The sequence below is a fragment of the Xenorhabdus hominickii genome, assembly GCF_002632725.1.
Classification (GTDB): Bacteria; Pseudomonadota; Gammaproteobacteria; order Enterobacterales; family Enterobacteriaceae; genus Xenorhabdus; species Xenorhabdus hominickii.
The window spans coordinates 199425-225323 of the sequence record NZ_NJAI01000004.1; the positions used below are offsets into that span (position 1 = coordinate 199425).

The following is a 25899-nucleotide window of genomic DNA, read 5'->3' on the forward strand; positions in this document are numbered from 1 at the left end:
AGAGAGAACGAATTTAACTCAGCGTACTCGAGTAAAAAGACTGAATAGAAAAACTATCAGTTATTCAAAATCCGAAGAAATGCACGATAAGGTGATAGGAACTTTTATTGAGCGTGAGTACTATTTTTGATATTCAATCTAACTATTTAATACATGACCGATAACATAGCTTTGTGTACTTTAATGTGTAATGTGCATTCAAGGTAAGTAGTTTAAACATTGAAAATAATAAATCAAAATTTTCACCACTCTGCAAAAGCTATTCCCACTATTTAAGCTTAATGGAACAAAAGATTATTCTGATACCATCACTTTCAAGGCATCATAGACAGGTAATAATTGGGTAAATCCTTCCCTATCAAGAAAGTGCCCACCATTATCGATGTTAATGATTTTAGTTTGTAGTGCGTCAGCTAAAGCTTGAGACGATTGTGGAGAAACAATTTCATCATTTAATGAAATAATTGAGATTCGATGTTCAGTTAATTCACGCAAGAAAGCATAATTCAACGGTCCAACAGTAAAATCATCTAATTCAGGTAAAGTAGGCTGAGGAGAATCATATTCAGAAACCAAAATATACCCGCCAATATGGAAAGATGTAGAGCGTATCGCCTCCAAATGCCGCAGTACAGTAATACACCCGAGGCTATGACCAATAATAATTGTATTTTCGTCTACTGTTGGCACTATATCCATCAGCATATTAGCCCATGCTTCAGGTTTAGGGGCTAATGATTCAGGCATTGTAGGCACAATAACATCCGCCCCTTGTTCAGTTAAAATCGCTTTTAACCAAGGGAACCAGTTTGATGAAGGTGATGCAGTATATCCATGTACAATAATTATTTTTTTGCCTGAAAATAGTCCCCTACCATTTACCTTTTCTAATCTCATTAGCTTTACCTTATTCAGCAACTCATCCATTTAGTGGATCATATATTTTGGATAAAATTCTTTACTTTTTCACTAAAAGCAGTAGGTTGCTCCATAGGAAACATATGCGTTGCCTCCGAAACAATTTCCAACTGACAATTGGGAATTTTCCTCGCCACTGATGCACTAACCAGCCGAAACAGCGAACGTGAATGCTCACCATAAGAGACATAAGCAGGTAATGTTATCGTTACTAAAGAATTAGCGTTTATATCGGGTTTCTCAACTTGACCCAATTGCTTTATCACTGTATCTGCTTGCGCTAACTGAGCCATTCGCACAACTTCAGGTTGTGAAGCAAAATACCCTTTTTGATTGCCTGAACCATCAATCAAAATCTCTACCATTTCAGGCGGTGTTAATTTTCCTGATTGTTCAAATAAAGGGCCAAACATAACCTGAGCATCCACCATGAATAATGCGGATTCATCTTCAGTTAAATGAACCGGATATCCTGGCTCATAGAGAAAAAGACTACGAAATAACTCAGGTGCTTTTAATACCGATAACAATGTCACATCAGCGCCATAAGACCATGCAGCCAGATGTAAAGGTTCGCAGCCTAATTTGCAAATCATTTCGACAACATCATTAGCATGGGTTTCTATGCCAAATGCACCAACTTTATCTGAATCACCAAAATGACGCAGACTTAAAGACATTGGTGATACAGTATCTTCCAGTTCAAACATATGCTTGTTCCACATATAGCTATCCGCCAAAGCTCCATGTAGAAACAATAAAGGTGTTTTATTATTCTCTTCATTGCAGAGATAAACGAGTTGAACACCATTAACGGTTATTTTATTTTCCTGATATTTGAACATTGCTTGCCCATTATAAAAACGATCAACCTATCCCTATTTTCTTTCAAGTTACATCGTTGTTGGCTACGCTCACTTATCTCAGTCAGCCATGTTTTCAGAGATTCGTTTCTTTGCCGACACGATGTAACTCGAAACCTATTGGGTATAAAGTTGCCCTGCAAGCTCTCTGGCTTTTTTCTCTAGCCAAGATCTCACTTCATCATTAGAGAACAAATAAAAATGACCTCCGGTGAAAACTTGTTGTTCTGCTGACTCAGATAATAACCGCCGCCATTGAGTTAGTTGAGAAACAGGGACCCTATTGTCCTTATTTCCCCCTATCACATGAGTTTGGATATTTAGCTTCATCTTTGGTAATCGAGTCAGAGAATCCAATAAAATCATGTCATTCCTCATGGTGTTGATCACATAGTTTCGCAAGTCAGGGTCAACAAGTACTTCAGGTGGAGTTCCTGCACACTGATCAAGTACATTCAATACATAATCATCGGTATATTCTTCAATTGGCTCATTTTTCAATTCTTCGGGATCGAAAAAACCACGGGCAGAGAGAATGAGTGCCAATTTCTGTTTAGGTGCTTCTTTCTCAAGCCTATGAGCTACCTGATAGGCAAACTCTGCCCCCATACTGTGCCCAAACAACAATAAGGGTTTGTCCTCGCCCAACCTCAAACGTTTTATTGAAGCAAGGATATCGGACAATATAGCTTCAACATCTGTCTGGAACGGCTCTGAAACACGCATTCCTCTGCCCGCAAGTTCCAAGCAATAGACATCAATAAAGCCCGATAATTTATGAGCCAATTCTACGTAAGAGAAACAAGAGCCTCCGGCATGGTGTAAAAATACCAATTGCACTCCAGCTTCCGGTCTTTTTATTGCAGAAAATAAAACTGAATCAGGCAAGATTAAATTCCTTAAATAGTATGAATAAGAAAGGGTTGTGTAAAAATGGATAGCTGTAAAAACACTCATTAAATACAGAGTAATATCTATCGATTTCTTTTTCTATATCAGAAAAGATTGTTTAGATTACAATTATTAATTCGCGATTATCAGGCTAATCGGAACATCTGCAATAAGCTATATTACTTAAGAAATTTAATTTGAGGCTTAGAGCCTAACCACTAGGCCCCAAGATCTAGATCATTTACTTATCATTTCGATGCAACTCTGCATTTATGGAGTCTTTATTTAATTTATCGCGTACACGCATTAGTGCAAAACCTAATAAATTCAAACCATCCCACGTTAATGGATTTTGAATATTAGGAACATCTTCTGCTAGTCCAATACCCCAAATTCGGTCAACAGGGCTGGCCTCAACCAGTATCTTATTTCCCGTATTCAATAAAAACTCTCCCAATGGTTTGTTTTGGGAGAATTTTGCTAAATTTCCTTCAATCACGATCTCTAGCCGGTGTTCATCCCAAATTGATTGTTTAAACCCACGGATTTCTCGACCATAGGCTTTCGCAGCTCCTGGGCTTTTAGCGTTGATAATTTTCTCCAGTATTTCTGAATCATTAAACAAACGCGCCTTCTCTGCCATCATATAATGTTCCGCACTGGTATATGTTACTTCATCAACAGTAAAGTGGGCCGGATACCACTGGCTAAGGCAAGATTTGATTACTTGATTGGCATGATTAGTTTTATGACCCCAGAAAAAAATATATTTCAGTTTCTTTCCTGATTGGTAAAGGTCACATAAGTTTTTAATATCCATATTAACTCTCTATAGCATATTAATATGCCTATCCCATTATGTCATTTAATTTTTGTTACACTCAAGATATTGACATATTTAATATATATTAAAATTTTTTCACACCGTCGAAAATCAATATTTATCTGCAACAAAAAAATCTATTGGGATAGACTATAATTTATTTTTTAATGTATAAACACATTCCTATCATACAATTTTTTCCAAGTTTGTCTATGTATATTCTGTCCGCTTAACTGGCTTATAATCTTAAAAATCAAATCGATTGATTATTAAATAATAATCAAAAAAAATTCAAATAAAACAAGATGTAAAAATGTATGATATCTTTTATAAACAACCTATAATACTATTTTAAAATCACTTAATATTTGATTTATGTCCGATAACAAACACGGCAGCCAATCCTACCAAATCAAGTGTGATTAACGTGCCGGCAAACAGCATTTCTCCTCTAAATGCAAAAATAGTAGCAACAGCTAAAATAAACATAGCAATGGAAAAACCCATCCATTGCCCTCTTTTATCCCGATTTATCAAGCCATCAAGTGCTTTTTGCTGCCTTTCATGTTGAAAGCATTGCTCTTTCTCTCTGAAAGAAAATACCCTTTCTGCATAACCCGGAAGAATAGATTCATAGCTTTTTAATACATCAGGAGACGGAAATAAGTCAGGAGAATGCGAAACAGATTGATTTTCAAGTAAATCCTCACTTGATGGATCAGTATTTAAAGCATCGCTATAATCGTTTGCAGGCATGATATCAAGAATACTCCCTGTCACTCTAAGATAGTGACGAATGTTAGAATTCATGTTCTCTCCTGAGCAATATACACAAAAAACATCTTAATAAAATCAGTTAGATAATTAAGTTCAACCTATAATAGAGATGAATTAATTATACCTCTGATATTTCCTCGGCCTTCAATGTGGTTTGCTTTTGGCTGGGAAATGGCCGGCATTCTTCAGCTTTATAGGTTCCATCTTCTTGGCACACCAAAAATATTTTACGACCCGCTCGTAATGCCTTACTTATCGCAGTTTGATGAACACCAACCAAACGTGCTGTTTTAGCTTGGCCATACAGTTTCACATATTCTGATAACGGAATTTTTTCCATGTTTCCTCCAGCTCACCGCATAATAATATCTCAAGTACTAAATATTTCAATACTTTTAGTATTTATCATTTTAATAGCAATGGTATTAAAATGAGGGCATGAAAAAGAAACTCACACCAGAACAGCTTGCAGATGCCGCACGCTTAAAAGACTTATTTGAGTCCAAGAAAAAACAGCTAGGCATCTCTCAGGAAACTCTTGCTGAAGAAATTGGCAAGACGCAAAGCGCCATTTCACATTATCTCAATGGCATAAATGCCCTTAATTTGGAGATGGCAACTTATTTCGCCCAAAAATTGAACGTTAAAATTGCTGACTTCAGCCCATCACTGGATATGCAGGCAAGGAAACTTGTTACCGTTCTTTATGGTGATAATGTTACGTTTGTTGGCGAGCCACATTCTCAAAAACAATACCCACTGCTCGACTGGATAAATGCTGGTAATTGGTGCGAAGATCCCACATCAAAATACTATACAGACAGCACCCAAACGAGATATGAGACATCCGTCAAATGCTCACAACGCGCTTTTTGGCTAGAAGTGAAAGGTGATTCAATGGTATCACCGAATGGATTAAGTATCCCACAAGGCATGATTATTTTAGTTGATCCAGACATAAAACCGAGATCCAATAATTTGGTAGTTGCAAAACTTGATGGAGCAAAAGAACTCACTTTTAAGCAATTGATCACTGAAGGGTACGATACTTTTTTAAAACCACTGAATAATCAATACAATATGATACCACTCAATGATCATGTGCATATTGTTGGGGTGATTGTAGAGGCCAAAATTGGGGAGTTGCCTTAAATGAAAAGATTATTTAACTCCCTATAACCTATATTTATTGTCTTTCAATATACCCAATAGATTTTAAGATACAGCACAACGGTAATGAATAATGAAGTAAAAAAATCCCCAGATTGTGAGTCTGGGAATTGAAGGTTTTTTATTAACGAACCAAATGTAAAAAATGAATGTGCTTCTCGTATTGATCCAAAATATCATGGATGATCTGTTCTTGGGTCCATCCCATCAGATCGTAATCCTGTCCTCCTTCCTTGAGATAGACTTCAGCACGGTAGTATTTTTGTTCCTCAATTTTTTCATTATCTTCTAGACCTGCAAGAGCAAACGTTGGCTGAATATAGGCTCTCAAGCGAACCGCATACACGAAGTTAAGGTTTTCACCAAAATCAACTTCCAGATGAATTCGATCGTCCATTTCATCATTAACAATCACAACTTTGTTCTGCTTCTCTAGTTCTTCTGCCACCATTTCCATTGCTTGTTGGATGACTTCGTTCATAAATCGCTTCACTTGAGAACTTTTAGGATAATAAACGATATTTCTTAGTCTCCTTTGCCACGGGATCGGGTTACGACTGGCTGGAGGAGCAATCGTGGTCATTTGCTGACTGTCTTTCTTATAGGCATCAATTCTCAGTGCCTTGAGTAAACCATAAATTGAGATCAACAAGATAATAGAGAAAGGAAGCGCGCTGGCGATTGTTACCGTTTGTAGGGCAGACAAGCCCCCAGCAATCAATAGTGCAATGGCAACCACGCCCATCAGGCTAGCCCAAAAAATCCGTTGCCAGATCGGTGTATTATTAGCACCACCAGAAGCTAACGTATCAACCACCATTGCCCCAGAGTCAGCGGAGGTGACAAAAAACATGACAACCATTGCTATGGCAATGAACGACAAAACTGTCGGAAACGGAAAATGTTCCAAGAAGTTGAATAATGCCAGCGAGACATCTGCCTGGACTACGTGGGCTAATTCTTTTGCCCCCTTATTGGCAATCAAGTCAATGGCGCTATTGCCAAATGCCGTCATCCACATCAGGGTAAAACCACTGGGTACGAATAAGACGCCAGTCACAAACTCCCTAATTGTCCTACCTCGGGAAACCCTAGCGATAAACATGCCAACAAATGGAGACCAAGATAGCCACCATCCCCAGTACAATAATGTCCATCCCCCTAGCCAATTGCTGGATTTAGGTTCATAGGCATACAGATTAAACGTTTTGCTGACAATTTCTGAAAGGTAGCCACCCGTGTTTTCCACAAAAGATTTCAGCAATAGTACGGTTGGCCCCAAAGCAACCACTAAAATAAGCAATAAAACGGCTAAGCTCAGATTAACTTCGGAAAGAATGCGGATGCCTTTATCCAAGCCAGAAACAACAGAGATGGTTGCTAGAGCTGTAATCAAAATGATTAGTACAACCTGAACTGTCTCATTGATAGGTAAACCAAATAAATGGTTAAGACCGGCATTAACCTGAAGAACGCCATAGCCCAAAGAGGTGGCAACACCAAATACTGTACCAATAACCGCAAAGATATCTACAGCATGGCCAATCGGACCGTAAATTTTATCACCAATAATCGGATACAAGGCAGAGCGTAAAGTCAGAGGTAAACCGTGTCGATAACTAAAAAATGCTAGAATCAAAGCTACAATGGCATATATCGCCCAAGCATGAAGCCCCCAATGAAAGAAAGTCAGCTGCATGGCCTGCTTTGCAGCCGCAATACTTTCGGGCGTACCTACTGGGGGTACTAGATAGTGCATGACAGGTTCTGCCACGCCAAAAAACATAAGTCCAATCCCCATACCTGCTGAAAAAAGCATGGCAAACCAGGAAAAATAACTGAAATCTGGTTCAGCATGGTCGGGACCCAATTTTATGTTGCCATATCTGGACAAACCCAGATAAGTTACCGAGAGTAAAATCAACGCAACTGCCAGAATATAAAACCAACTGGCATTAACAAAAAGGTATTGTTGCAAAGATTTAAACCATCGGTCGGCAAGTTCGGGTTTCAAACCAGCGAATGTCACCAGTGCAATGACCAAAAACGCTGAGAAGAAAAAGACTGGTGGATTAATGTAAGTTTTAGTCTTTACCTGACCAGTATTATCTTGACTCATAATTATCCTTCAAAATTAGTGTCCGACACTATCTCCTATTTATTCCAAAAAATATTTTTGGAGATCCCAATAAAAATCAACCTTAACAAAGGCTTGCATATATCACAGATATCTTGTGTTCATAATTCACTCAATCTGCATTAATGGTCACCTTAACATAAAAGAAGATGCAACTGCATTTAGACAGAGGTCTACTCTCCATTTTAAAGTTGCAAAAAAACCTCATTAATTCATATTAAAATCAAGTTAGACATTATTTGTTAATAAGTTAACAAAATAAATGTTAACCTAACTTCTCTGTTTAATTGCATAAACTGGATATGAGGGAAACAGAAACTATGTCAAATGTATTAAATGAATTGAAAGGTAAGCGTGTTGTAGTAACTGGCGGTGGCCGCGATTTTGGGCAAGCTATTTCTGTCTGGTTAGCTCGTGAAGGTGCTCATGTCGATCTTTGCGCCCGCCAATTGGCAAGTGCTGAAGCCACCACGGAAATTATTCGCAGTGAAGGTGGAATAGCAAGAAGCTACCAATGTGACATCAGTGATACTCAATCAGTGAATGCATTTGTCAATCAATTGCTGCAAGACAGTACGCCTATTGATATTTTGGTATTGAGTGCTGCTCAATGGCTGGAAGGTAATCTGAGTAATAATGATAGTGATGCCGATATTATTAGTACAATGAATTCAGGCGCGACAGGCTCCATACTCTTAACCAAAACACTATTGCCAAGTCTACGCCAATCACAGGGAGCCGATATTATTGCAATGGTGTCAGTCTGCGGTATTCCGAACTTTACCCGATCTGTCGCTCATCCGGTCTTTTTCGCAGCTAAACATGCCATGAGTGGTTTCTGCCAAACAATTTCTCATCAATTAAGCAAAGACAATATCCGTGTCACTGGAATTTACCCTCCCGATTTCGAGGTCAATGGCTTTGATGAAGTTCTAGAAGATCACAAAAGAATGGGTCAGCAAGTGCTGAATGGTCGTTCAGTATGGGAAACGATAAAGTTTATTCTTACTCAACCTCGTAGTTGCCATATTAACGCGGTTTACTTTCAAGGCCCGATTTTTGAAGATATCAAACAGCTATAGTTTGATTTAAAAAAACATAGTCTTGTTTGAACCCCTCCCTACTTTTTATAAAAAAGACTCAGGCAATAATAAAAAAGACCCAGACAATAATGGCTGGGCCTTCAATAATGTTTGTTGACCTTCTGCTCTACATGACGCTTTTCGCCTGCTGAACAATATCAATCAACGGTTGTGGCCAAACACCGAGGAATAATACTAATAATGCAGTAGCCAATACCACTATTCCGCCAGAAGTCAGAGCCCAATCGCGTGGAGTATCGCGGTTCAGTGCCTTAGGTGGAGGCAAGTATAAACTGACCATGACACGCAGATAGTAGTAAAGGCCAATGGCACTTCCTAATACAACCGCACCAGTCAACCACCACAATCTTGCTTCTACACCCGTTGCGATCACATAGAATTTACCAATGAAACCGAATGTCAGCGGTATTCCTGCCAATGACAACATCATAATCGTCATAACGGCTGACAGGATCGGCTTATGCCAGAACAATCCGCGATATGAAAACAGTGATTCTGCGTCAGGGCCTCTGTATGGGCTGGACATCAGGCTGACTACACCAAATGCCCCAATACTGGCAAGCAGATAACCCACCAGATAGAGACCTGCGGTTTCTTCTGCCAACGTATGGTCTTTAATGGCAATTAATACCACCAGCAAATACCCTAAGTGCGCAATGGATGAGTATCCCAACAGACGCTTGATATTGATTTGTGTCAGTGCCAGCAAGTTACCGAACAAAATAGAGGCAATCGCGATCACGGTTAACACAATGCGCAAAGTTTCGCTTCCGGTCACTGGCGCTTCGAGGAATAAACGCATAACCACCGCGAAGATGGCAACTTTACTGGCAGTCGCCAGAAAAGTCGACACAGGCGCTGGAGCACCCTGATAAACATCTGGTGTCCAAAGCTGGAAAGGCACAAGGGAAAGTTTGAAACCCAAACCCACGAGCATCATACCCAATCCGGCCAAAACCAGTGGTTCATGGAGTTTACTGTCACTTAGACTTTTGCCGAGAGCTGAGAAAGACAAATCACCGGATTCGGCATATAGCAAAGCAATACCAAATAGTAAAAATGAGGATGCGGTTGCAGACAACAGCATATATTTGATACTGGCTTCCAATGAACGCTTCTGGCGATATGCATAACCAATCAAGCCAAACAGTGGCAGAGTAATCAATTCAATACCGATAAACAGCGATCCCATATGGTTAGCAGAAGAGAGTAGAACGCCTCCAGCCGCTGCAATCAATACCAGCAGGTAAAACTCTTCTTTATTATCGGGATAATTTTCCAACCACGAATAAGCGAATGTCGTCGTTGCAAGGCTCGCAATCAGCACAAGGGCTGTATAGAACATTGCAAAGCGATCCACATGAATCAGTGGCGTGACATTCATTGGCGCCTGCTGCCCAACAAAATAAAGGGAAAACAGAGCCAGGTTCAGACCAATTACCGTCAGAGTGGCATTGATGAAATGATCGCGTCGCCACGCAATGGACAGCATCACAACCACCACCGTCAATCCGACGATCAATAGCGGCAACAGTGCGATCAATTGTTCAGGAGTTATTGTCATGGCGAATTACGGCCTTGTAGTTAAAAGTGAAGCTGAATACCAATTCTGGATGTTACTCATCGCTACAGCCGAGGTATCAAGGATCGGTTGTGGGTAGACACCCAAAATCACCAGCAAGACAACCAGCAACAGCAAAATGGAGATTTCACGTCCATCCATCGGTGGTAATGGTTTATCAGTTTTTGGCGTACCGTAATAAGCTTTCTGCATCAAGTACAGCGCATAAACGGACGCAAACACCAAACCAAACACGGATACGGTAGTAATCAGAGTGAATTTGCTGAAGCTGCCGAACAGGATCATGAATTCACCGGCAAAGTTACCGGTTCCCGGCATACCCAATGTTGCCACAGCAAAGAATAGGGATATCGCTGGCAACAATTGAATTTTTCCCCACAAACCGCCCATCTGACGCATGTCGCGGGTATGCAGACGTTCATACAACTGCCCACAAATGATAAACAGACCTGCGGCTGACAGACCATGCGCAATCATCTGGATAACCGCACCCTGATAAGCCAGCTGACTGCCTGTGTAGATAGCGATAAGGACGAAGCCCATGTGGGAAACACTGGTATAAGCAATCAGACGTTTGATATCAGTCTGGCTGAAAGCCATCCATGCACCGTAGAAGATGCCGATAACACCCAACCACATTGCGATTGGAGCAAATTCCGCAGAAGCTTGTGGAAACAGGGGCAGACCAAAACGTAACAGGCCATAAGCAGCCGTTTTCAACAAGATCCCCGCAAGGTCAACGGAACCTGCCGTTGGTGCCTGACTATGGGCATCCGGTAGCCAACCATGCAAAGGCACAACCGGCATTTTCACGGCAAAAGCGATGAAAAATCCCAGCATCAGCAGGTATTGAACCGTGTGTGACATCGGGGTATTCAGCAGTTTTTCATAGCCGAATGACCACTCTCCCGTTGCATCGTGATAGATGAAAGCCAATGCCAGAATCGAAATCAACATCACCAGACCACTGGCTTGGGTATAGATGAAAAATTTTGTCGCCGCCGTAATACGGGTTTTTCCTTGTGAACCTCTATGACCCCAAAGTGCGATCAAGAAGTACATCGGCACCAGCATCACTTCCCAAAAGAAAAAGAACAGGAACATATCGATGGCAAGGAAAACCCCCATCACACCGCCGAGTATCCACAGCAGGTTCAGATGGAAAAAACCTTGATATGGCTGGTTTTCATTCCATGAACAGAGGATAGCCATTGAACCCAGCAATGCAGTCAGAACCACCATTAGCAGTGATAAACCATCCAAAGCCAAATGAATGGAAATGCCAAAACGGGGTATCCACGGGAGCAGGAATTCGGATTGCCACTGTGGAATGCCTTGTGGATTAGTCAGTGTATAACCGCCCTGCAACCAAAGTTGCAGGGAAAGCAGCAGAGTCAACCCCATTGTCAGAAGCGCTATCCAACGCGGCACACGGGTGCCGAAACGCTCTGCCTGCCAGCACAGCAGGCCTCCGATGAAGGGCAGAAGAATTAGCCAAGGTAGTAGCATGGCGCAATGTGTCCCTTAATTAAATCAAAAGCAGCAGAGCTAAAACCAGCACTGCACCCAACCCCATAGAGGTAGCGTACCAACGGATCTGTCCGTTCTCACTTAATCTAAGCCCTTTATTGCCCCAACGTGACAATATGGCAGGGATATTCATCAGTGAGTTCAACGGATCATTTTGTAATACTTTCGTAATTCCTTTGAATGGTTTTACAAATACCCAATCATACAGTGCATCGAATCCCCAAGCATGGAACCACCATGTGGAGAAGAAACGACCCGGTGCGCTGTTTGCTGTCGCATTCACAACACTGCGTTTGCCGAGGTACAATGCAGCCGCCAGCAAGATGCCGATAACCGCAACCACACCAGAAACAATTTCCAATGTCAGTTTACCATCATGCCCTGCTGCACTATTTTCCGGCATTCCCGGCAAAACTCCCGCCAGCGGTAGCTTAATCAATGTGCCCCCTACAAAAGTAGACAACACCAACAGTACTGACAGTGGCAAGGTGTGGGTGATCCCCTTAACAGGATGCGCTTGGGTATTCTCTTTACCGTGGAACACAATAAAGATCATGCGGAAGGTATACAGAGAAGTCATCAATGCGCCAGCAAGCCCTGCCAGCATCAGGTACATATGACCATTTGCCAGAGCGCCCCACAAGATTTCATCTTTACTGTAGAAACCGGCGGTCAACAGTGGTAATGCCGACAATGCAGAGCCGCCCACAATGAAGCAGAGGTAAACAAACGGAATACGCTTACTCAGCCCGCCCATTTTGAAGATGTTCTGTTCATGATGGCAAGCAAGGATCACTGAGCCAGAGGACAGGAACAACAATGCTTTGAAGAAGGCATGAGTCATCAGATGGAAGATAGCTGCATCCCATGCTTGTACGCCCAATGCCAGAAACATATAACCAATCTGGCTCATGGTGGAGTATGCAAGTACACGTTTGATATCAGTCTGCACCAACGCTGCGAAACCCGCCAGCACCAAAGTAACAGCACCGATAATGCCAACCAAATGCAGAATATCAGGCGCCATCAGGAATAGAACATGACTGCGGGCAATCAGATACACACCCGCGGTCACCATGGTCGCAGCATGGATCAACGCTGAAACCGGTGTCGGGCCTGCCATCGCATCCGCCAGCCACGTTTGTAATGGCAACTGCGCTGATTTACCCACAGCACCACCTAGGATCATCAAGGTTGCCCAAGTGATTGCAGTAGAACCCGCCTCAATATGTTGTGGTGCCAATACCGCCAGTTCGCGGAAGCTCAATGTGCCGAGCTGGTCGTAAAGGATAAACATCCCAATGGCAAGGAACACATCACCCACACGGGTCACGATAAAGGCTTTCATTGCTGCTGCGCCATTGGCTGGGGTTTTATAGTAGAAACCGATCAGCAAGTAACTGCACAGCCCCACCCCTTCCCAACCGAGGTACATCAGCAACATGTTATCCGCCAGAACCAGTACTACCATGCTGGCGATAAACAGGTTGGTATAAGCGAAGAAACGGGAATAGCCTTCTTCACCTCGCATGTACCACGATGCATAGACGTGGATCAGGAAACCAACGCCGGTAACAACACTCAGCATGGTCAATGACAAGCCATCCAGTACCAGATTGACAGGGATATTAAAGTTATCGACTGCCATCCAGTTCCACAATGTTTGACTGTAAACCAGCCCCCCTGCCCCATCCGGAGCAAGGCTATTTTGGGAAAAGAAGTCTATCCCGACCCAGAGTGTAACCAATGCTGCCAAACCGACAGAGCCACTCCCGATGGTGGCTGATAGATTTTCAGACCATCGGCCACGAGAGAATGCCAATAGCAAAAATCCCAGCAGTGGCAACAGAATTGTTAAATAGAGTAAGTTCATCCGCGCATCTCACTGACTGTATCAATATTCAGATTTTGGCGACGACGGTGCAACTGTAGTAACAGTGCCAGACCGATACTCGCCTCGGCTGCTGCCAGAGTGATAGCCAGTATGTACATCACCTGACCATCAGGCTGGAGCCAATAGCTACCAGCAACAACAAACGCCAGCGCTGAAGCATTGATCATTATTTCCAGCCCGATCAGCATAAATAACAAATTGCGGCGGATAATCAGGCAAGTGAAGCCCAATATAAACAAGATGGCCGCCAGAATCAGACCATGGTCTAAAGGTATCATTGTTGATCCTCCGCACGATTGCTAATCACTTCACCCTGACGATTTTCACGGCCAATGTGATAAGCCACCACTAGCCCCGCCAATAACAGTAAAGATGCCAACTCGACGGCCAATACATAAGGCCCGAACAGGCTGATACCCACTTCTTTGGCGCTGACGACTTCACCACTGATTTCTGCTGATGACAAAGTGCTGATAGCGTAAATCAGTACAGCCAACAACACTGTGGCTAAAATGGAAGGGCCAAGCCAGACACCCGGCTTTAACCATATCCGTTCTTGTTCCGAAACAGATTTGCCCAGATTCAGCATCATCACGACAAAGACGAACAACACCATGATCGCCCCAGCGTAAACAATGATCTCCAGTGCACCAGCGAAATATGCCCCCAACGAGAAAAAGACAACAGAAAGTGCCAATAGGGACGTAATCAGGTACAACAAAGCATGTACAGGATTTGTGTGCGTTATCACCCTGAGCGTTGTCAGGATGGCAACCAGCCCTGCGATATAAAATGCAAACTCCATGAATATCGCTCCTTATGGCAACAGGCTTTTAACGTCGATAGGTTTAGCTTCATTGTCGGCTTCACCCTTATCCTTGCCGTCAATTGCCATACCAGTCTTACGGTAAAAGTTATAATCAGGGTATTTACCCGGCCCAGAGATCAAAAGATCTTCTTTTTCATAGACTAAATCCTGACGCTTGAATTCACCCAACTCAAAATCAGGCGTCAATTGGATAGCTGTCGTTGGGCAGGCTTCTTCACACAGGCCGCAGAAAATGCAACGCGAGAAATTGATGCGGAAAAATTCAGGATACCAACGACCATCTTTTTCCTCGGCTTTTTGCAGTGAGATACATCCCACCGGGCACACCGCCGCACACAGGTTACAGGCAACACAACGCTCTTCACCGTCAGGATCACGCGTCAGAACGATGCGCCCACGGTAACGGGGTGGCAAATAAACCGGTTCTTCCGGATACATTTTTGTTTCGCGTTTATGGAAGGCATGAAGCCCTATCATCCAAATACTGCGTACCTGGGTGGCGAAACCAACCACTAACTCTTTCAATGTCATGGTTTAATCACCCCTTTATTGAGCGTTGTATAAAATCACTGCGGCAGTCGCCAGCAGGTTGAGTAACGTTAACGGCAGGCAGACTTTCCAGCCAAATGACATTACTTGGTCATAACGCGGACGCGGCAAAGCAGCACGGATCAGGATAAACATCACCATGAAAAAGGCTGTTTTCAGCGCAAACCAAATAAATGAAGGCAATAAAGGCCCATGCCAGCCACCAAAGAACAGCGTGACGATTAAGGCTGAGACGGTCACGATGCCGATATATTCCCCGACGAAAAACAGACCGAATTTCATACCGGAATATTCGACATGATAACCATCCGCCAGCTCTTGTTCAGCTTCAGGTTGGTCAAAGGGATGACGGTGGCACACCGCAACCCCCGCAATGGCAAAAGTCAGGAAGCCAAAGAACTGGGGAATGATATTCCACAGATGTTGCTGCGAATTGACAATATCCACCATGTTGAAAGAACCGGCTTGTGCCACAACACCCATCATGGAAAGACCAAGGAAGACTTCGTAGCTCAATGTCTGTGCTGATGCGCGCATGGCTCCCAGCAGGGAATATTTGTTGTTACTCGACCATCCGGCAAATAACACAGCGTACACCGCCAGACCCGCCAACATCATGAAGAACAAGATACCGATGTTAAGGTCAGCCACCATCCACGTTGGGCTTACAGGCACGATGGCAAAAGCCAACAACAGCGAACAGAACGCAATGACAGGTGCCAAAGTAAAAATGGCCCGATCAGAGAAACGGGGTACCCAGTCTTCTTTAAAGAACATTTTGAGCATGTCAGCGACAAGCTGTAATGAACCGCCCCAACCTACCCGGTTTGGCCCATAACGATTCTGGAACAATCCGAGCAAACGGCGTTCGCCGAAGCTCATGAATGCTCCGCAGACAACTACGACCAGCAAAATCACAACCGCTTTCAGGACGGAAAGCAAAATTTCAATCACATCGGGAGTAAACCAACTCATTATGCAACCTCCCGTAATTGACTGACTGATTTACCTGCCAGAACTGGTGGGATACCGGGCATTCCCAACGGGAGGCCAATCTGCCCTTGTGCAAGATTGCTGCTTAGACGCACAACCAAACGCAATTGCTGACCCGCACAATCAAACTCCATCATGGAACCTTCTTTCACACTCAGGTATTCAGCATCTTGATGATTAATCATCACATACGGCTCTGGCATACGTTCTTGAATGACATCAGCGCGCTGTGACAATTCATCACTGCCGAACAGATGGAAATAAGGCGCGACATACCATTCATTTTTTTGCGCCGTGAATGCTGCCGGAATAGCGTCAAAATAGTTCAACCCACCATCCACGGCCTCAATTAAACGAACGCCGGGATCACCAAAGCGCAATTTGCCACCCACTTCGACCTGGAATTTGTTCCATGCCTGCGGGGAGTTCCAGCCCGGTGCCCATGCAAACGGGATTTGCTGACGCTCAGCAAACGGACTGTTATTTCCTTCCATCGAGAAGGCAAATGCGGTGTCGATATCTTGTGGCTGACGTTGCTCATGAACACTGACATCAGCAAGCATGGCAGTACGACCGCTGTAACGATGCGGTGAACGAGCCAGTTTTTGCCCACGGATACGGAATGTAGAATCAGGAGCAGCTTTGACAATTCCCTTGAATTGAGGCATCGCTTCGACGCAGGCTTCAATCACATGGTCAAGCTGAGTCCAGTCTGTCTGGCATTGGGTATAAGTGGTATAGAGGGAATGCATCCAACGCCAGCTTTCCAACATAACGATTGATTTATCATAGAATGCAGGTTCATAGACTTGGAAGTAGCGCTGAGCACGGCCTTCCTGATTCACCAATGTACCGTCACTTTCCGCAAAACTAGAAGCTGAAAGGATCAGGTGTGCTTTATCCATGATGGCAGTACGTTGATGGTCAACAACGATCAGGTTTTTCAGGCTATCGAGTGCACTGTCAATTTTATCAGCAGGCGCATGACGATAGAGATCATTTTCCATCACGATAGCTGTGTCTGAATCACCTTTAGCGATACGCTGTAAAGCAACATCCAGTGGTTGTGCTTCCATCATTGCCAAACCGAGGCTATTGGCATACGCAGCAACATAAGAAAGACCGACATTAGCTCCTTTATCTTTCAGTGCCCATGCAATATTGGCTGCCGCCTGAATCAAAGTATCACTACATGCATTGCTGCCACTGATAATCAATGGTTTTTTCGCTTCACGCAGTGCTTGTGCAATGATGTCTACTTTCGATTTCAGTTCATCCGGCAAATCATTAACAGCAGGAGCAATGCTGTTTAAGGCGTGTGCCACAGCAAAACCAAAGCGTGCTTGATCATCAACGGGTGCGCAATAACTCCATGCTGCAACATCATCCAATCGGGTATTATCAACGCTGGTTAAAAACAGAGGATACTTAGCATGCTGTCCAATGTTCATCACGGCTGCAATCTGCCAATCTGCCACTTTCTGGGCTGCCGCCATTTCACGCGCTTTACCCTTGACCGCTTGACGAACAGACAATGCCATGCGAGCGGCTGTTTGAGTGAGATCTTCACCCAAAACTAACACCGCATCGTAACCTTCAATCTCACGCAGAGACGGAGTATGAACGCCACCTTGTTGAAGGATTTCCAGCATCATATCAAGACGGCTCTGTTCTTCTACTGAAATACCGCTGTAAAAATTTTCCGCCCCAACCAATTCACGCAGCGCGAAGTTGCTTTCAATGCTGGCGCGCGGTGAACCAATACCAATGGTATTTTTTGCCTGACGCAAAATATCCGCCCCACCCTGCATAACCTGCTCTGCATTCAGTGAAATCCACTGATCACCACGCAATTGCTGTGGCTGACGAGGACGATCTTCACGGTTGACATATCCATAACCAAAACGGCCTCGGTCACACATAAAGTAATGGTTAACAGTGCCGTTATAACGGTTCTCGATCCGACGCAATTCACCGTAACGTTCACCGGGGCTGGTATTACAGCCGATACTGCACTGTTGACAGATACTTGGTGCAAACTGCATATCCCATTTACGGTTGTAGCGCTCTGAATGGGTCTTATCGGTAAATACTCCGGTCGGGCAGATTTCGACCAGATTGCCGGAGAATTCACTTTCCAGTGTACCGTCTTCAGGACGACCAAAATAGACATTGTCATGAGCGCCATAAACGCCAAGATCCGTTCCATCCGCATAATCTTTGTAGTAGCGGACACAACGGTAACAAGCGATACAACGGTTCATTTCATGAGCAACGAATGGCCCCAGATCCTGATTTTTGTGAGTACGTTTGGTAAAACGGTATTTGCGGAATGAATGCCCCGTCATCACCGTCATATCCTGCAAGTGGCAGTTGCCCCCTTCTTCACAGACAGGGCAATCATGAGGATGGTTGGTCATTAACCATTCCACGACACTTGCACGGAATTGTTTTGCTTCTTCATCATTAATGGAGATATACGTGCCATCTGACGCGGGTGTCATACAAGACATCACCAGACGACCGCGAGTATCTTCCGCGTTCTGATATTGCTTCACCGCACACTGGCGGCAAGCGCCAACGCTTCCCAGCGCTGGATGCCAGCAAAAATAAGGTATATCAAGCCCCAATGAGAGGCAGGCTTGTAACAGGTTATCAGCCCCGTTTACATCATAATTTTTGCCGTCTACATGTATCGTAGCCATAGTCAGCATGCTTCCCAATGGCCTGCCGTGGCAGGCGTTAAACAAAAATTCTGCTTCAGTGAGCCATTCTTGCAATCTATTCTTGCAAGTTATTTTGCAAAGAAGGCCCGCAAATTAACCTTACCAACGCTGCTTGAGCAAATTTGGTTGAATGCCCGCAATCAGGCTGGTATTGCCATAGTCTTTCATGACGATTCCTGCTTCAAATTCTTCACGAAAATATTTGATGGCACTCTGCAAAGGCTCTACGGCACCGGGTGCATGGGCACAGAAAGTTTTGCCGGGGCCAAGGAAACGGCAGAGTTGCTCCAGCGTTTCAATATCACCGGGCTGCCCTTTCCCACTCTCAATAGCACGGAGGATTTTGACGCTCCACGGTAATCCATCACGGCATGGTGTACACCAACCACAGGATTCGCGGGCGAAAAACTCTTCAAGGTTCCGAGTCAGGGATACCATATTGATCTCATGATCTACTGCCATCGCGAGAGCGGTTCCCAAACGGCTGCCGGCTTTAGCGATACTTTCGAAATCCATTGGCAGGTCAAGGTGAGCTTCTGTCAGAAAATCAGTTCCCGCACCACCTGGCTGCCAAGCTTTGAATTTCAGCCCGTCACGCATACCACCAGCATAATCTTCAAGAATTTCACGAGCAGTTGTGCCAAAAGGCAGCTCCCAAAGACCGGGATTTTTGACTCGACCAGAAAAACCCATCAGTTTTGTGCCGGCGTCTTTACTTTTGCCGTCACTCAGACCGATGTACCACTCTTTGCCATGTTCAAGGATAGCTGGGACGTTACACAGCGTTTCGACGTTATTGACACAGGTTGGTTTACCCCAAACGCCGGCTGTTGCAGGAAATGGGGGTTTGGAACGCGGATTCGCCCGGCGCCCTTCAAGGGAATTAATCAGTGCAGTTTCTTCACCACAGATATAACGTCCCGCGCCGGTATGAACAAATAATTCAAAATCAAAACCACTACCCAAAATGTTTTTGCCGAGCAAACCAGCGGCCTTGGCTTCTTCAATGGCCTTACGCAGATGAACTGCTGCTTCTACATATTCACCACGCAGGAAAATGTAGCCACGGTATGCTTTTAGCGCAAACGCACTGATTAACATACCTTCTACCAGCAGATGAGGCAGTTGTTCCATCAGCAAGCGGTCTTTATAAGTCCCTGGCTCCATCTCATCGGCATTGCACAACAGGTAGCGAATATTCATACTTTCGTCTTTTGGCATCAGACTCCACTTTAATCCTGTGGAAAATCCTGCACCACCGCGTCCCTTCAAGCCAGCATCTTTCACCAACGAGGTAATTTCATCAGATGCCATACCCTTCAGTGCTTTTTCAGCGCCTTTGTAACCATTCTTACTACGGTATTCATCCAGCCAGACAGGTTGTTGGTCATCACGCAACCGCCATGTCAGGGGATGATTTTCCGCTGTGCGGATAATTTCTTTCACTCCTGAATGCGTTGTCATTGATACTGCTCCAGCAATTTTTCAATTTCTTCGGGTGTGACATAACTGTGGGTATCATCATCGATCATCATGGTCGGCCCTTTATCACAGTTACCCAAGCAACAGGTTGGCAGCAGTGTGAAACGCCCATCTGTCGTAGTTTGCCCCGGACGAATGTTCAGGTGCTTTTCTATTGCCGCCTGAACCCCCTGATAGCCTGTGATGTGACAAACAACACTGTCACAATATCGAATAATGTGGCGCCCTACTGGCTGACGGTAAATCTGGCTATAAAATGTTGCCACACCTTCCACATCACTGGCAGGAATACCTAAAACTTCAGCAATAGCGTAGATAGCACCATCTGGCACCCAACCACGCTGTTTCTGCACAATTTTCAGTGCCTCAATTGACGCTGCGCGCGGATCTTCGTAATGGTGCTTTTCCTGCTCAATGGCATCATGTTCTCTCGCACTCAGTACAAACTTATCCGCTGTCTGAGCATCCGTTACGTTAACCACATCAAGGCGTACTTGCTTGTTTGCGTTAAATTCACTTTGCATCGTTAGCGATCCACATCAGACATAACAAAATCGATACTGCCCAGATAAACTATCAGGTCAGAAACCAGACTGCCGCGGATCACCGATGGAATTTGCTGCAAATGAGCAAAACTTGGTGTACGAATGCGGGTACGGTAACTCATCGTGTTACCGTCACTCGTCAGGTAATAACTGTTAATCCCTTTAGTCGCTTCAATCATCTGGAATGATTCATTGGCAGGCATGACCGGCCCCCATGACACTTGCAGGAAGTGATTAATCATGGTTTCGATATGTTGCAGAGTTCGTTCTCTCGGTGGTGGCGTTGTCAGAGGATGATCAGCCTTGAACGGGCCTTCCGGCATATTTTTAAGGCACTGTTCAAGGATGCGCATACTCTGGCGAATCTCTTCCACTTTCAACATCACACGGTCATAACAGTCGCCGTTGTAGCCAGTGGGTACTTCGAAATCAAAGTTTTCATAACCGGAGTAAGGACGCCATTTACGCACGTCAAAACTAATGCCGGTTGCGCGCAGCCCCGCACCAGTGACACCCCAATCAAGAGCTTGCTTCGCATTGTAGGAAGCCACTCCGACGGAACGTCCTTTCAGGACACTATTTTTCAATGCTACTTTGACATAGGAATTCAAACGTTTTGGCAGCCAGTCCAACAAGTCACGCAACAATTTATCCCAGCCACGAGGCAGGTCATGCGCGACACCACCAATACGGAACCAAGCCGGGTGCATACGGAACCCAGTAATGGCTTCAACAACATCATAAACTTTTTGGCGGTCAGTAAAGGCAAAGAACACCGGCGTCATAGCACCGACATCCTGAATAAATGTGCTGATATAAAGCAGGTGACTATTGATGCGGAACAGTTCAGACAACATGACGCGGATGGTTTTCACGCGGTCAGGTACTTCAATGCCAGCCAATTTTTCGACGGCAAGCACATAAGGCATTTCGTTAACACATCCCCCCAAATATTCAATACGATCGGTATAAGGGATATAACTGTGCCATGACTGACGTTCACCCATTTTTTCTGCACCACGATGGTGGTAGCCGATATCGGGAACACAATCGACAATTTCTTCGCCATCAAGCTGAAGAACAATGCGGAATGCACCGTGAGCTGAAGGATGGTTTGGGCCAAGGTTGAGGAACATGAAATCCTCATTCTCAGTGCCACGTTTCATCCCCCACTCTTCGGGTTTGAAAGTCAGGGCTTCCATTTCCAGATCTTCTTTCTGCTTAGTCAGCGTGAAAGGATCAAATTCCGTGGCGCGCGCAGAATATTCTTTACGCAGCGGGTGCCCTTCCCAAGTCGGCGGCATCAGGATACGACGTAAATTCGGATGGCCGTTGAATGTAATCCCGAACATTTCCCACGTTTCACGTTCATACCAGTTGGCATTCGGGAAAATTGACGTAGAAGTTGGGACATTCAAGTCTTTCTCATTGAGGGCGACTTTCAGCATAATGTCACGATTTCTCTCAATAGAAATCAAGTGATAAAACACCGAAAAGTCTGCTGAAGGCAGACCTTGTCGGTGAATACGCTGACGCTCATCAACACCATGCAAATCAAACAACATAACATAAGGTTTGGGTAATTTTTTCAGGAACGTTATTACTTCCAATAACTGTTCCCGCTTAACCCAAACAACTGGTATACCAGTACGGGTCGGCTGGACGGTAAAAGCTTCCGGGCCAAATTGACGATTAAGCTCGGTCACGACAGGGTCATCAAGGTGATCCCGTGTTTCCCAAGCTGGCAGAGCGCTTTCTTGCGCTATCTGATCTGTCATCATTCTTCACCACAACGCTTGATCAGGGTTTATTGTGGTCGCAACACTTTATTGCTTTTGAGTTACGACACTGCTCTGGTTTGTATTTTATAGCCAAGGCCTTGTTATATGATTAACGCCTTGCTATTTGGCTAAAAGCCTTAAATTTCGTCTGGGGTACGCAGGTTTTTCACTGCAATACGTTCGCCGCGTTTCCTTTCTCTTTCTGATTGCATATTCGCGCGGTAAACCCCCTGATCGCCAACAACCCATGATAATGGGCGGCGCTCTTTACCTATGGATTCCTGCAACAGCAGCAATGCTTGCATATAGGCTTCAGGGCGTGGCGGGCAGCCCGGAATGTAGACATCAACAGGGATAAATTTATCAACCCCTTGCACTACAGAATAAATATCGTACATACCACCAGAATTTGCACAGGCTCCCATTGAAATAACCCACTTTGGCTCCAACATTTGGTCATACAAACGTTGAATGACAGGTGCCATCTTGACGAAGCAGGTTCCTGAAATAACCATGAAGTCGGCCTGACGGGGAGATGCTCTCAATACTTCTGCACCAAAACGTGCAACATCGTGAACTGCGGTAAATGACGTCACCATCTCAACATAACAACAGGAAAGGCCAAAGTTATAAGGCCATAGGGAATTCTTTCTGCCCCAATTCACCATGTCATGCAGAGCATGTTCTAATTTACCCATATAGACACTACGGTGGACGTGCTGCTCTAAAGGATCGCTGACAATTTCCTGTTTTTGCAGGGGATAACGGTCATTCTCACCGTTCGGATCTATGCGGGTGAGCGTATAATCCATCTTTATGCCTCGCTATTACTGCACATGACTATTGTTTGGTATTAATATCAACACTGGGCTTACTGACTTGACCTTTTGAACGTGCAGGCGTCCAGTTCAGTGCTCCAATGCGCGCCAGATAAACCAAGCCGGCCAATAACACCAAAATGAAAATGCTGGCTTCGGCAAAGCCCAACCAGCCACTCTCTTTGATTGAGACTGACCATGCGTATAAATACAGGGCTTCAACGTCGAAGATAACAAAGAACATGGCGACCAGATAAAACTTCGCCGACAGACGGAGACGAGCACTGCCGACAGAATCGATACCTGATTCATAGGGTATGTGCTTTGCTCTGGCTTTAGCCTTGCCCCCAAGAAAGTACGCACCCAATAGCATAAGCGCACACAAACCAAGGGCACCTATCAGGAAAATCGCAAACGCCCAGTGATGGGCCAAAACTCCAGTAGATGTAGACATACTCGTTGCTTACTCATCAAAAGTGGTGTCAAGGTATCTGCTCTTTTTGCTGGCAGTGTTGCACCACATCGATTCATGGGAAGGGATAACAACCAAACCTGAAACAGTGCTAATCAATAGTATTGATGACTTGAATCGTTTTGGTTTTTATTCCTCTCAACATATTTTGTCAATCAAGACAAATGTGTTTACCTATTTATTTACAAAGCAAGAACCATTAATTAACAGATTGTGCTTATGTACCGCTAAAACGTGTCAGTCGTACAAAAAACTAACAACACACTTTATCTAGTCTAACCGATAACTCGACTTTACTACACCATTATCTCAGGAAAAACCTGTCTTTCCACTGTATCTATTAGGGTATTTTTATGATCAAGCCCACAAATTTGCTGAAAACCATTAATCACTTGAACACAATATATTCAATTCTTAATAAATTGTTTCTAAAAGGAACGATTAAAGTGCAAACAGACATCTATTTCTATGAATAGATTTATTTTATCAATTAAAAAAATGAAAGTTGTTAACAAAGAAACATTATTTTAACCAAAATTCAAAAGAGGCAGGAAAATTAGTAGGGCATATTTCTAGCGGTAAATATCAGAAAGGGGAATGGAAACTAGAGATGATTATTAATAAGCAATTATCAACAGGCTAATATCTCCACAAATAAAATGGAAATATTAGCCTATAAAATATGTAATATTTATTCGTCTATATTTTCGACGGGGGCTTCATCAACGGATTCAGCCGATTTGGTGGATTCAATTGATTCAACAGATTCATCTGTTTCGTCGGATTCAATAGGAGTTACAGTATAAGGTGTTTTCTTATTTTCTATAGCATCAAAAACGGTCAGGACAGATTCATTCTGTTCGTTACTGTTACGATATAAGAAGAATTGAATTTCCGGCAGACGTGGTAACCCTTCACTTTCCCCCAAAATTCTCAGGTCTGCATTCTGCATTTCCAGAGGGCGAGCGGTAATACCGACTTCTGCATTCACAGCCGCACGAACAGCAGACAGGGAAGCAGCTTCATACGCAATGCGCCATGAAATACCTGCCATATCCAGCGTATCCAGAGCGATCTGGCGGAATGGGTTAGTTTCATCCATCACAACTAACGGTACAGGCTCGTTCGTCTGCAACTGAAAATCTGGCGCACAGTGCCATAAAACAGGAGAAGAGCGTAATACCGTTTTGGGATGGTGGTTAATTTTTGCTGTGGTTACTGCCAAATCAATCTCATGGTTATCCAACATGCTTTCAATAAACTGAGAGCGCTTAATGCGCACATCAACAGCCACACGTGGATAGACAGAGGCAATACGGTTCAACAAGAAAGGCAGAAGGGTATCAACAGCGTCATCAGACACACCTATTCTTAATTCACCGTCTGCATCATTGTAGGTTAATGATGCTGTTGCATCGTCATTGGCACGGAGGATCTGACGTGCATAACCAAGAAGTTGAAGACCATGCTCGGTAAGAAGCTTGTTACGACCGTGGCGAGCAAATAATTCTCTCCCCACCAGATGCTCTAACCGCTGCATTTGCTGACTCACAGCCGACTGCGTTCTAGAAACAGCTGCTGCTGCTGCTGCAAAAGTATTTAAGTCAGCAACGGCAACAAAAGTTCTTAGCAGATCGAGATCGAGGTTTATTATCTGACGATTTGCATTTATCATTGTTTATTCATCACTTTTTTTTGATTTTAATTACTAACTAACCTGGTGTTTTTACTTCAGCAGTATCAAATAAAATAATACCGATTGTGACATTACTCTACTCTATTAAATAGGGCAAAGGTTTACTGCACTTTTTTTTACTATTTAGATCATCATGGGTTTTAATTTCTCCTTTTCTTAACAAAATTTACGCAATTCAAAAAATAACTAGAGATAAAACTCTATTTACATCACATAATCATCGATTTCCAGTACAAACACTCTTTTTCTGACTTGCTTCAAAGAATAACGTTATCTGAATTAGGAAAACTTAACGTAGCAAGACAGTATTAGTATTTTTA

General features: G+C 43.9%; 24 protein-coding genes. 3 read left to right on the forward strand and 21 right to left on the reverse strand.

What is annotated here, in order from left to right; translation table 11 throughout:
- A partial coding sequence (locus tag Xhom_RS13510) for an IS1 family transposase (RefSeq protein WP_244590775.1) occupies positions 1 to 130 on the forward strand: 130 nt, incomplete at its 5' end.
- 164 nt (positions 131 to 294) lie between these two features.
- Here Xhom_RS13510 and Xhom_RS13515 read toward each other — a convergent pair.
- The 6 genes from Xhom_RS13515 to Xhom_RS13540 form a co-directional block, all read right to left on the reverse strand.
- Positions 295 to 897, reverse strand: a complete 603-nt coding sequence (locus Xhom_RS13515; RefSeq protein WP_069315221.1) for an RBBP9/YdeN family alpha/beta hydrolase — start codon at positions 895 to 897, stop codon at positions 295 to 297.
- A 38-nt stretch (positions 898 to 935) separates the two neighbouring features.
- Complete coding sequence (locus tag Xhom_RS13520) at positions 936 to 1763, reverse strand: alpha/beta fold hydrolase (RefSeq protein WP_084022948.1); 828 nt, start codon at positions 1761 to 1763, stop codon at positions 936 to 938.
- Between the two features lie 135 nt (positions 1764 to 1898).
- Positions 1899 to 2669 carry a thioesterase II family protein gene (locus Xhom_RS13525; RefSeq protein WP_069315220.1) on the reverse strand — a complete coding sequence of 257 codons (771 nt, stop codon included), beginning with the start codon at positions 2667 to 2669 and terminating at the stop codon, positions 1899 to 1901.
- A 244-nt stretch (positions 2670 to 2913) separates the two neighbouring features.
- A complete protein-coding gene (locus tag Xhom_RS13530) occupies positions 2914 to 3492 on the reverse strand; it encodes an NADAR family protein (protein ID WP_069315219.1) in 579 nt (192 codons plus the stop codon).
- Between the two features lie 360 nt (positions 3493 to 3852).
- Positions 3853 to 4305: a DUF2335 domain-containing protein gene (locus Xhom_RS13535; protein WP_069315218.1), complete on the reverse strand. Its 453-nt coding sequence runs from the start codon at positions 4303 to 4305 to the stop codon at positions 3853 to 3855.
- Between the two features lie 85 nt (positions 4306 to 4390).
- On the reverse strand, positions 4391 to 4612 hold the full coding sequence (locus Xhom_RS13540; RefSeq protein WP_069315217.1) for a Cro/CI family transcriptional regulator: 222 nt from the start codon (positions 4610 to 4612) through the stop codon (positions 4391 to 4393).
- Positions 4613 to 4710: 98 nt separating this feature from the next.
- Between Xhom_RS13540 and Xhom_RS13545 the strand changes: the two genes are divergently transcribed.
- Complete coding sequence (locus tag Xhom_RS13545; RefSeq protein WP_069315216.1) at positions 4711 to 5424, forward strand: LexA family protein; 714 nt, start codon at positions 4711 to 4713, stop codon at positions 5422 to 5424.
- A gap of 142 nt (positions 5425 to 5566) precedes the next feature.
- On the opposite strand, the gene betT is transcribed toward Xhom_RS13545, so the two are convergent.
- The gene (gene betT / locus Xhom_RS13550) at positions 5567 to 7561 is read right to left on the reverse strand and encodes a choline BCCT transporter BetT (protein WP_069315215.1); all 1995 of its coding nucleotides are present in this window, start codon (positions 7559 to 7561) and stop codon (positions 5567 to 5569) included.
- Between the two features lie 338 nt (positions 7562 to 7899).
- Here betT and Xhom_RS13555 point away from each other — a divergent pair, with 338 nt between their 5' ends.
- Positions 7900 to 8661, forward strand: a complete 762-nt coding sequence (locus tag Xhom_RS13555; protein WP_069315214.1) for an SDR family oxidoreductase — start codon at positions 7900 to 7902, stop codon at positions 8659 to 8661.
- A gap of 127 nt (positions 8662 to 8788) precedes the next feature.
- Here the strand turns inward: Xhom_RS13555 and nuoN are convergent, their stop codons facing one another.
- From nuoN to hexA, 14 genes are all read right to left on the reverse strand, one after another.
- Positions 8789 to 10246, reverse strand: coding sequence for an NADH-quinone oxidoreductase subunit NuoN (nuoN, locus tag Xhom_RS13560; protein WP_069315213.1), 1458 nt, complete (start codon positions 10244 to 10246; stop codon positions 8789 to 8791).
- A 6-nt stretch (positions 10247 to 10252) separates the two neighbouring features.
- Positions 10253 to 11773, reverse strand: coding sequence for an NADH-quinone oxidoreductase subunit M (nuoM, locus tag Xhom_RS13565; RefSeq protein WP_069315212.1), 1521 nt, complete (start codon positions 11771 to 11773; stop codon positions 10253 to 10255).
- Between the two features lie 19 nt (positions 11774 to 11792).
- On the reverse strand, positions 11793 to 13667 hold the full coding sequence (gene nuoL / locus Xhom_RS13570) for an NADH-quinone oxidoreductase subunit L (RefSeq protein ID WP_069315211.1): 1875 nt from the start codon (positions 13665 to 13667) through the stop codon (positions 11793 to 11795).
- On the reverse strand, positions 13664 to 13966 hold the full coding sequence (nuoK, locus tag Xhom_RS13575; protein WP_069315210.1) for an NADH-quinone oxidoreductase subunit NuoK: 303 nt from the start codon (positions 13964 to 13966) through the stop codon (positions 13664 to 13666). Before nuoK ends, nuoL begins: the two co-directional genes overlap by 4 nt.
- A complete protein-coding gene (gene nuoJ / locus Xhom_RS13580) occupies positions 13963 to 14493 on the reverse strand; it encodes an NADH-quinone oxidoreductase subunit J (protein WP_069315209.1) in 531 nt (176 codons plus the stop codon). Before nuoJ ends, nuoK begins: the two co-directional genes overlap by 4 nt.
- A gap of 12 nt (positions 14494 to 14505) precedes the next feature.
- Complete coding sequence (gene nuoI / locus Xhom_RS13585) at positions 14506 to 15048, reverse strand: NADH-quinone oxidoreductase subunit NuoI (RefSeq protein ID WP_069315208.1); 543 nt, start codon at positions 15046 to 15048, stop codon at positions 14506 to 14508.
- Positions 15049 to 15063: 15 nt separating this feature from the next.
- Positions 15064 to 16041, reverse strand: a complete 978-nt coding sequence (gene nuoH, locus Xhom_RS13590) for an NADH-quinone oxidoreductase subunit NuoH (protein ID WP_069315207.1) — start codon at positions 16039 to 16041, stop codon at positions 15064 to 15066.
- On the reverse strand, positions 16041 to 18764 hold the full coding sequence (gene nuoG / locus Xhom_RS13595; protein WP_099139790.1) for an NADH-quinone oxidoreductase subunit NuoG: 2724 nt from the start codon (positions 18762 to 18764) through the stop codon (positions 16041 to 16043). The genes nuoH and nuoG overlap by 1 nt, the downstream gene beginning before the upstream one ends.
- A 120-nt stretch (positions 18765 to 18884) precedes the next feature.
- Positions 18885 to 20249, reverse strand: a complete 1365-nt coding sequence (gene nuoF / locus Xhom_RS13600; RefSeq protein WP_069315206.1) for an NADH-quinone oxidoreductase subunit NuoF — start codon at positions 20247 to 20249, stop codon at positions 18885 to 18887.
- Positions 20246 to 20791 (reverse strand): NADH-quinone oxidoreductase subunit NuoE, encoded by a 546-nt coding sequence (nuoE, locus tag Xhom_RS13605; RefSeq protein ID WP_069315205.1) that lies wholly within the window; start codon positions 20789 to 20791, stop codon positions 20246 to 20248. Before nuoE ends, nuoF begins: the two co-directional genes overlap by 4 nt.
- A gap of 2 nt (positions 20792 to 20793) precedes the next feature.
- Positions 20794 to 22593: an NADH-quinone oxidoreductase subunit C/D gene (nuoC, locus tag Xhom_RS13610; protein ID WP_198148732.1), complete on the reverse strand. Its 1800-nt coding sequence runs from the start codon at positions 22591 to 22593 to the stop codon at positions 20794 to 20796.
- A 137-nt stretch (positions 22594 to 22730) separates the two neighbouring features.
- Complete coding sequence (locus Xhom_RS13615; protein WP_069315203.1) at positions 22731 to 23405, reverse strand: NuoB/complex I 20 kDa subunit family protein; 675 nt, start codon at positions 23403 to 23405, stop codon at positions 22731 to 22733.
- Between the two features lie 28 nt (positions 23406 to 23433).
- Positions 23434 to 23865, reverse strand: coding sequence for an NADH-quinone oxidoreductase subunit A (locus tag Xhom_RS13620; protein ID WP_069315202.1), 432 nt, complete (start codon positions 23863 to 23865; stop codon positions 23434 to 23436).
- 709 nt (positions 23866 to 24574) lie between these two features.
- Positions 24575 to 25558, reverse strand: a complete 984-nt coding sequence (gene hexA / locus Xhom_RS13630; protein WP_069315201.1) for a transcriptional regulator HexA — start codon at positions 25556 to 25558, stop codon at positions 24575 to 24577.
- Positions 25559 to 25899: the final 341 nt, after the last annotated feature.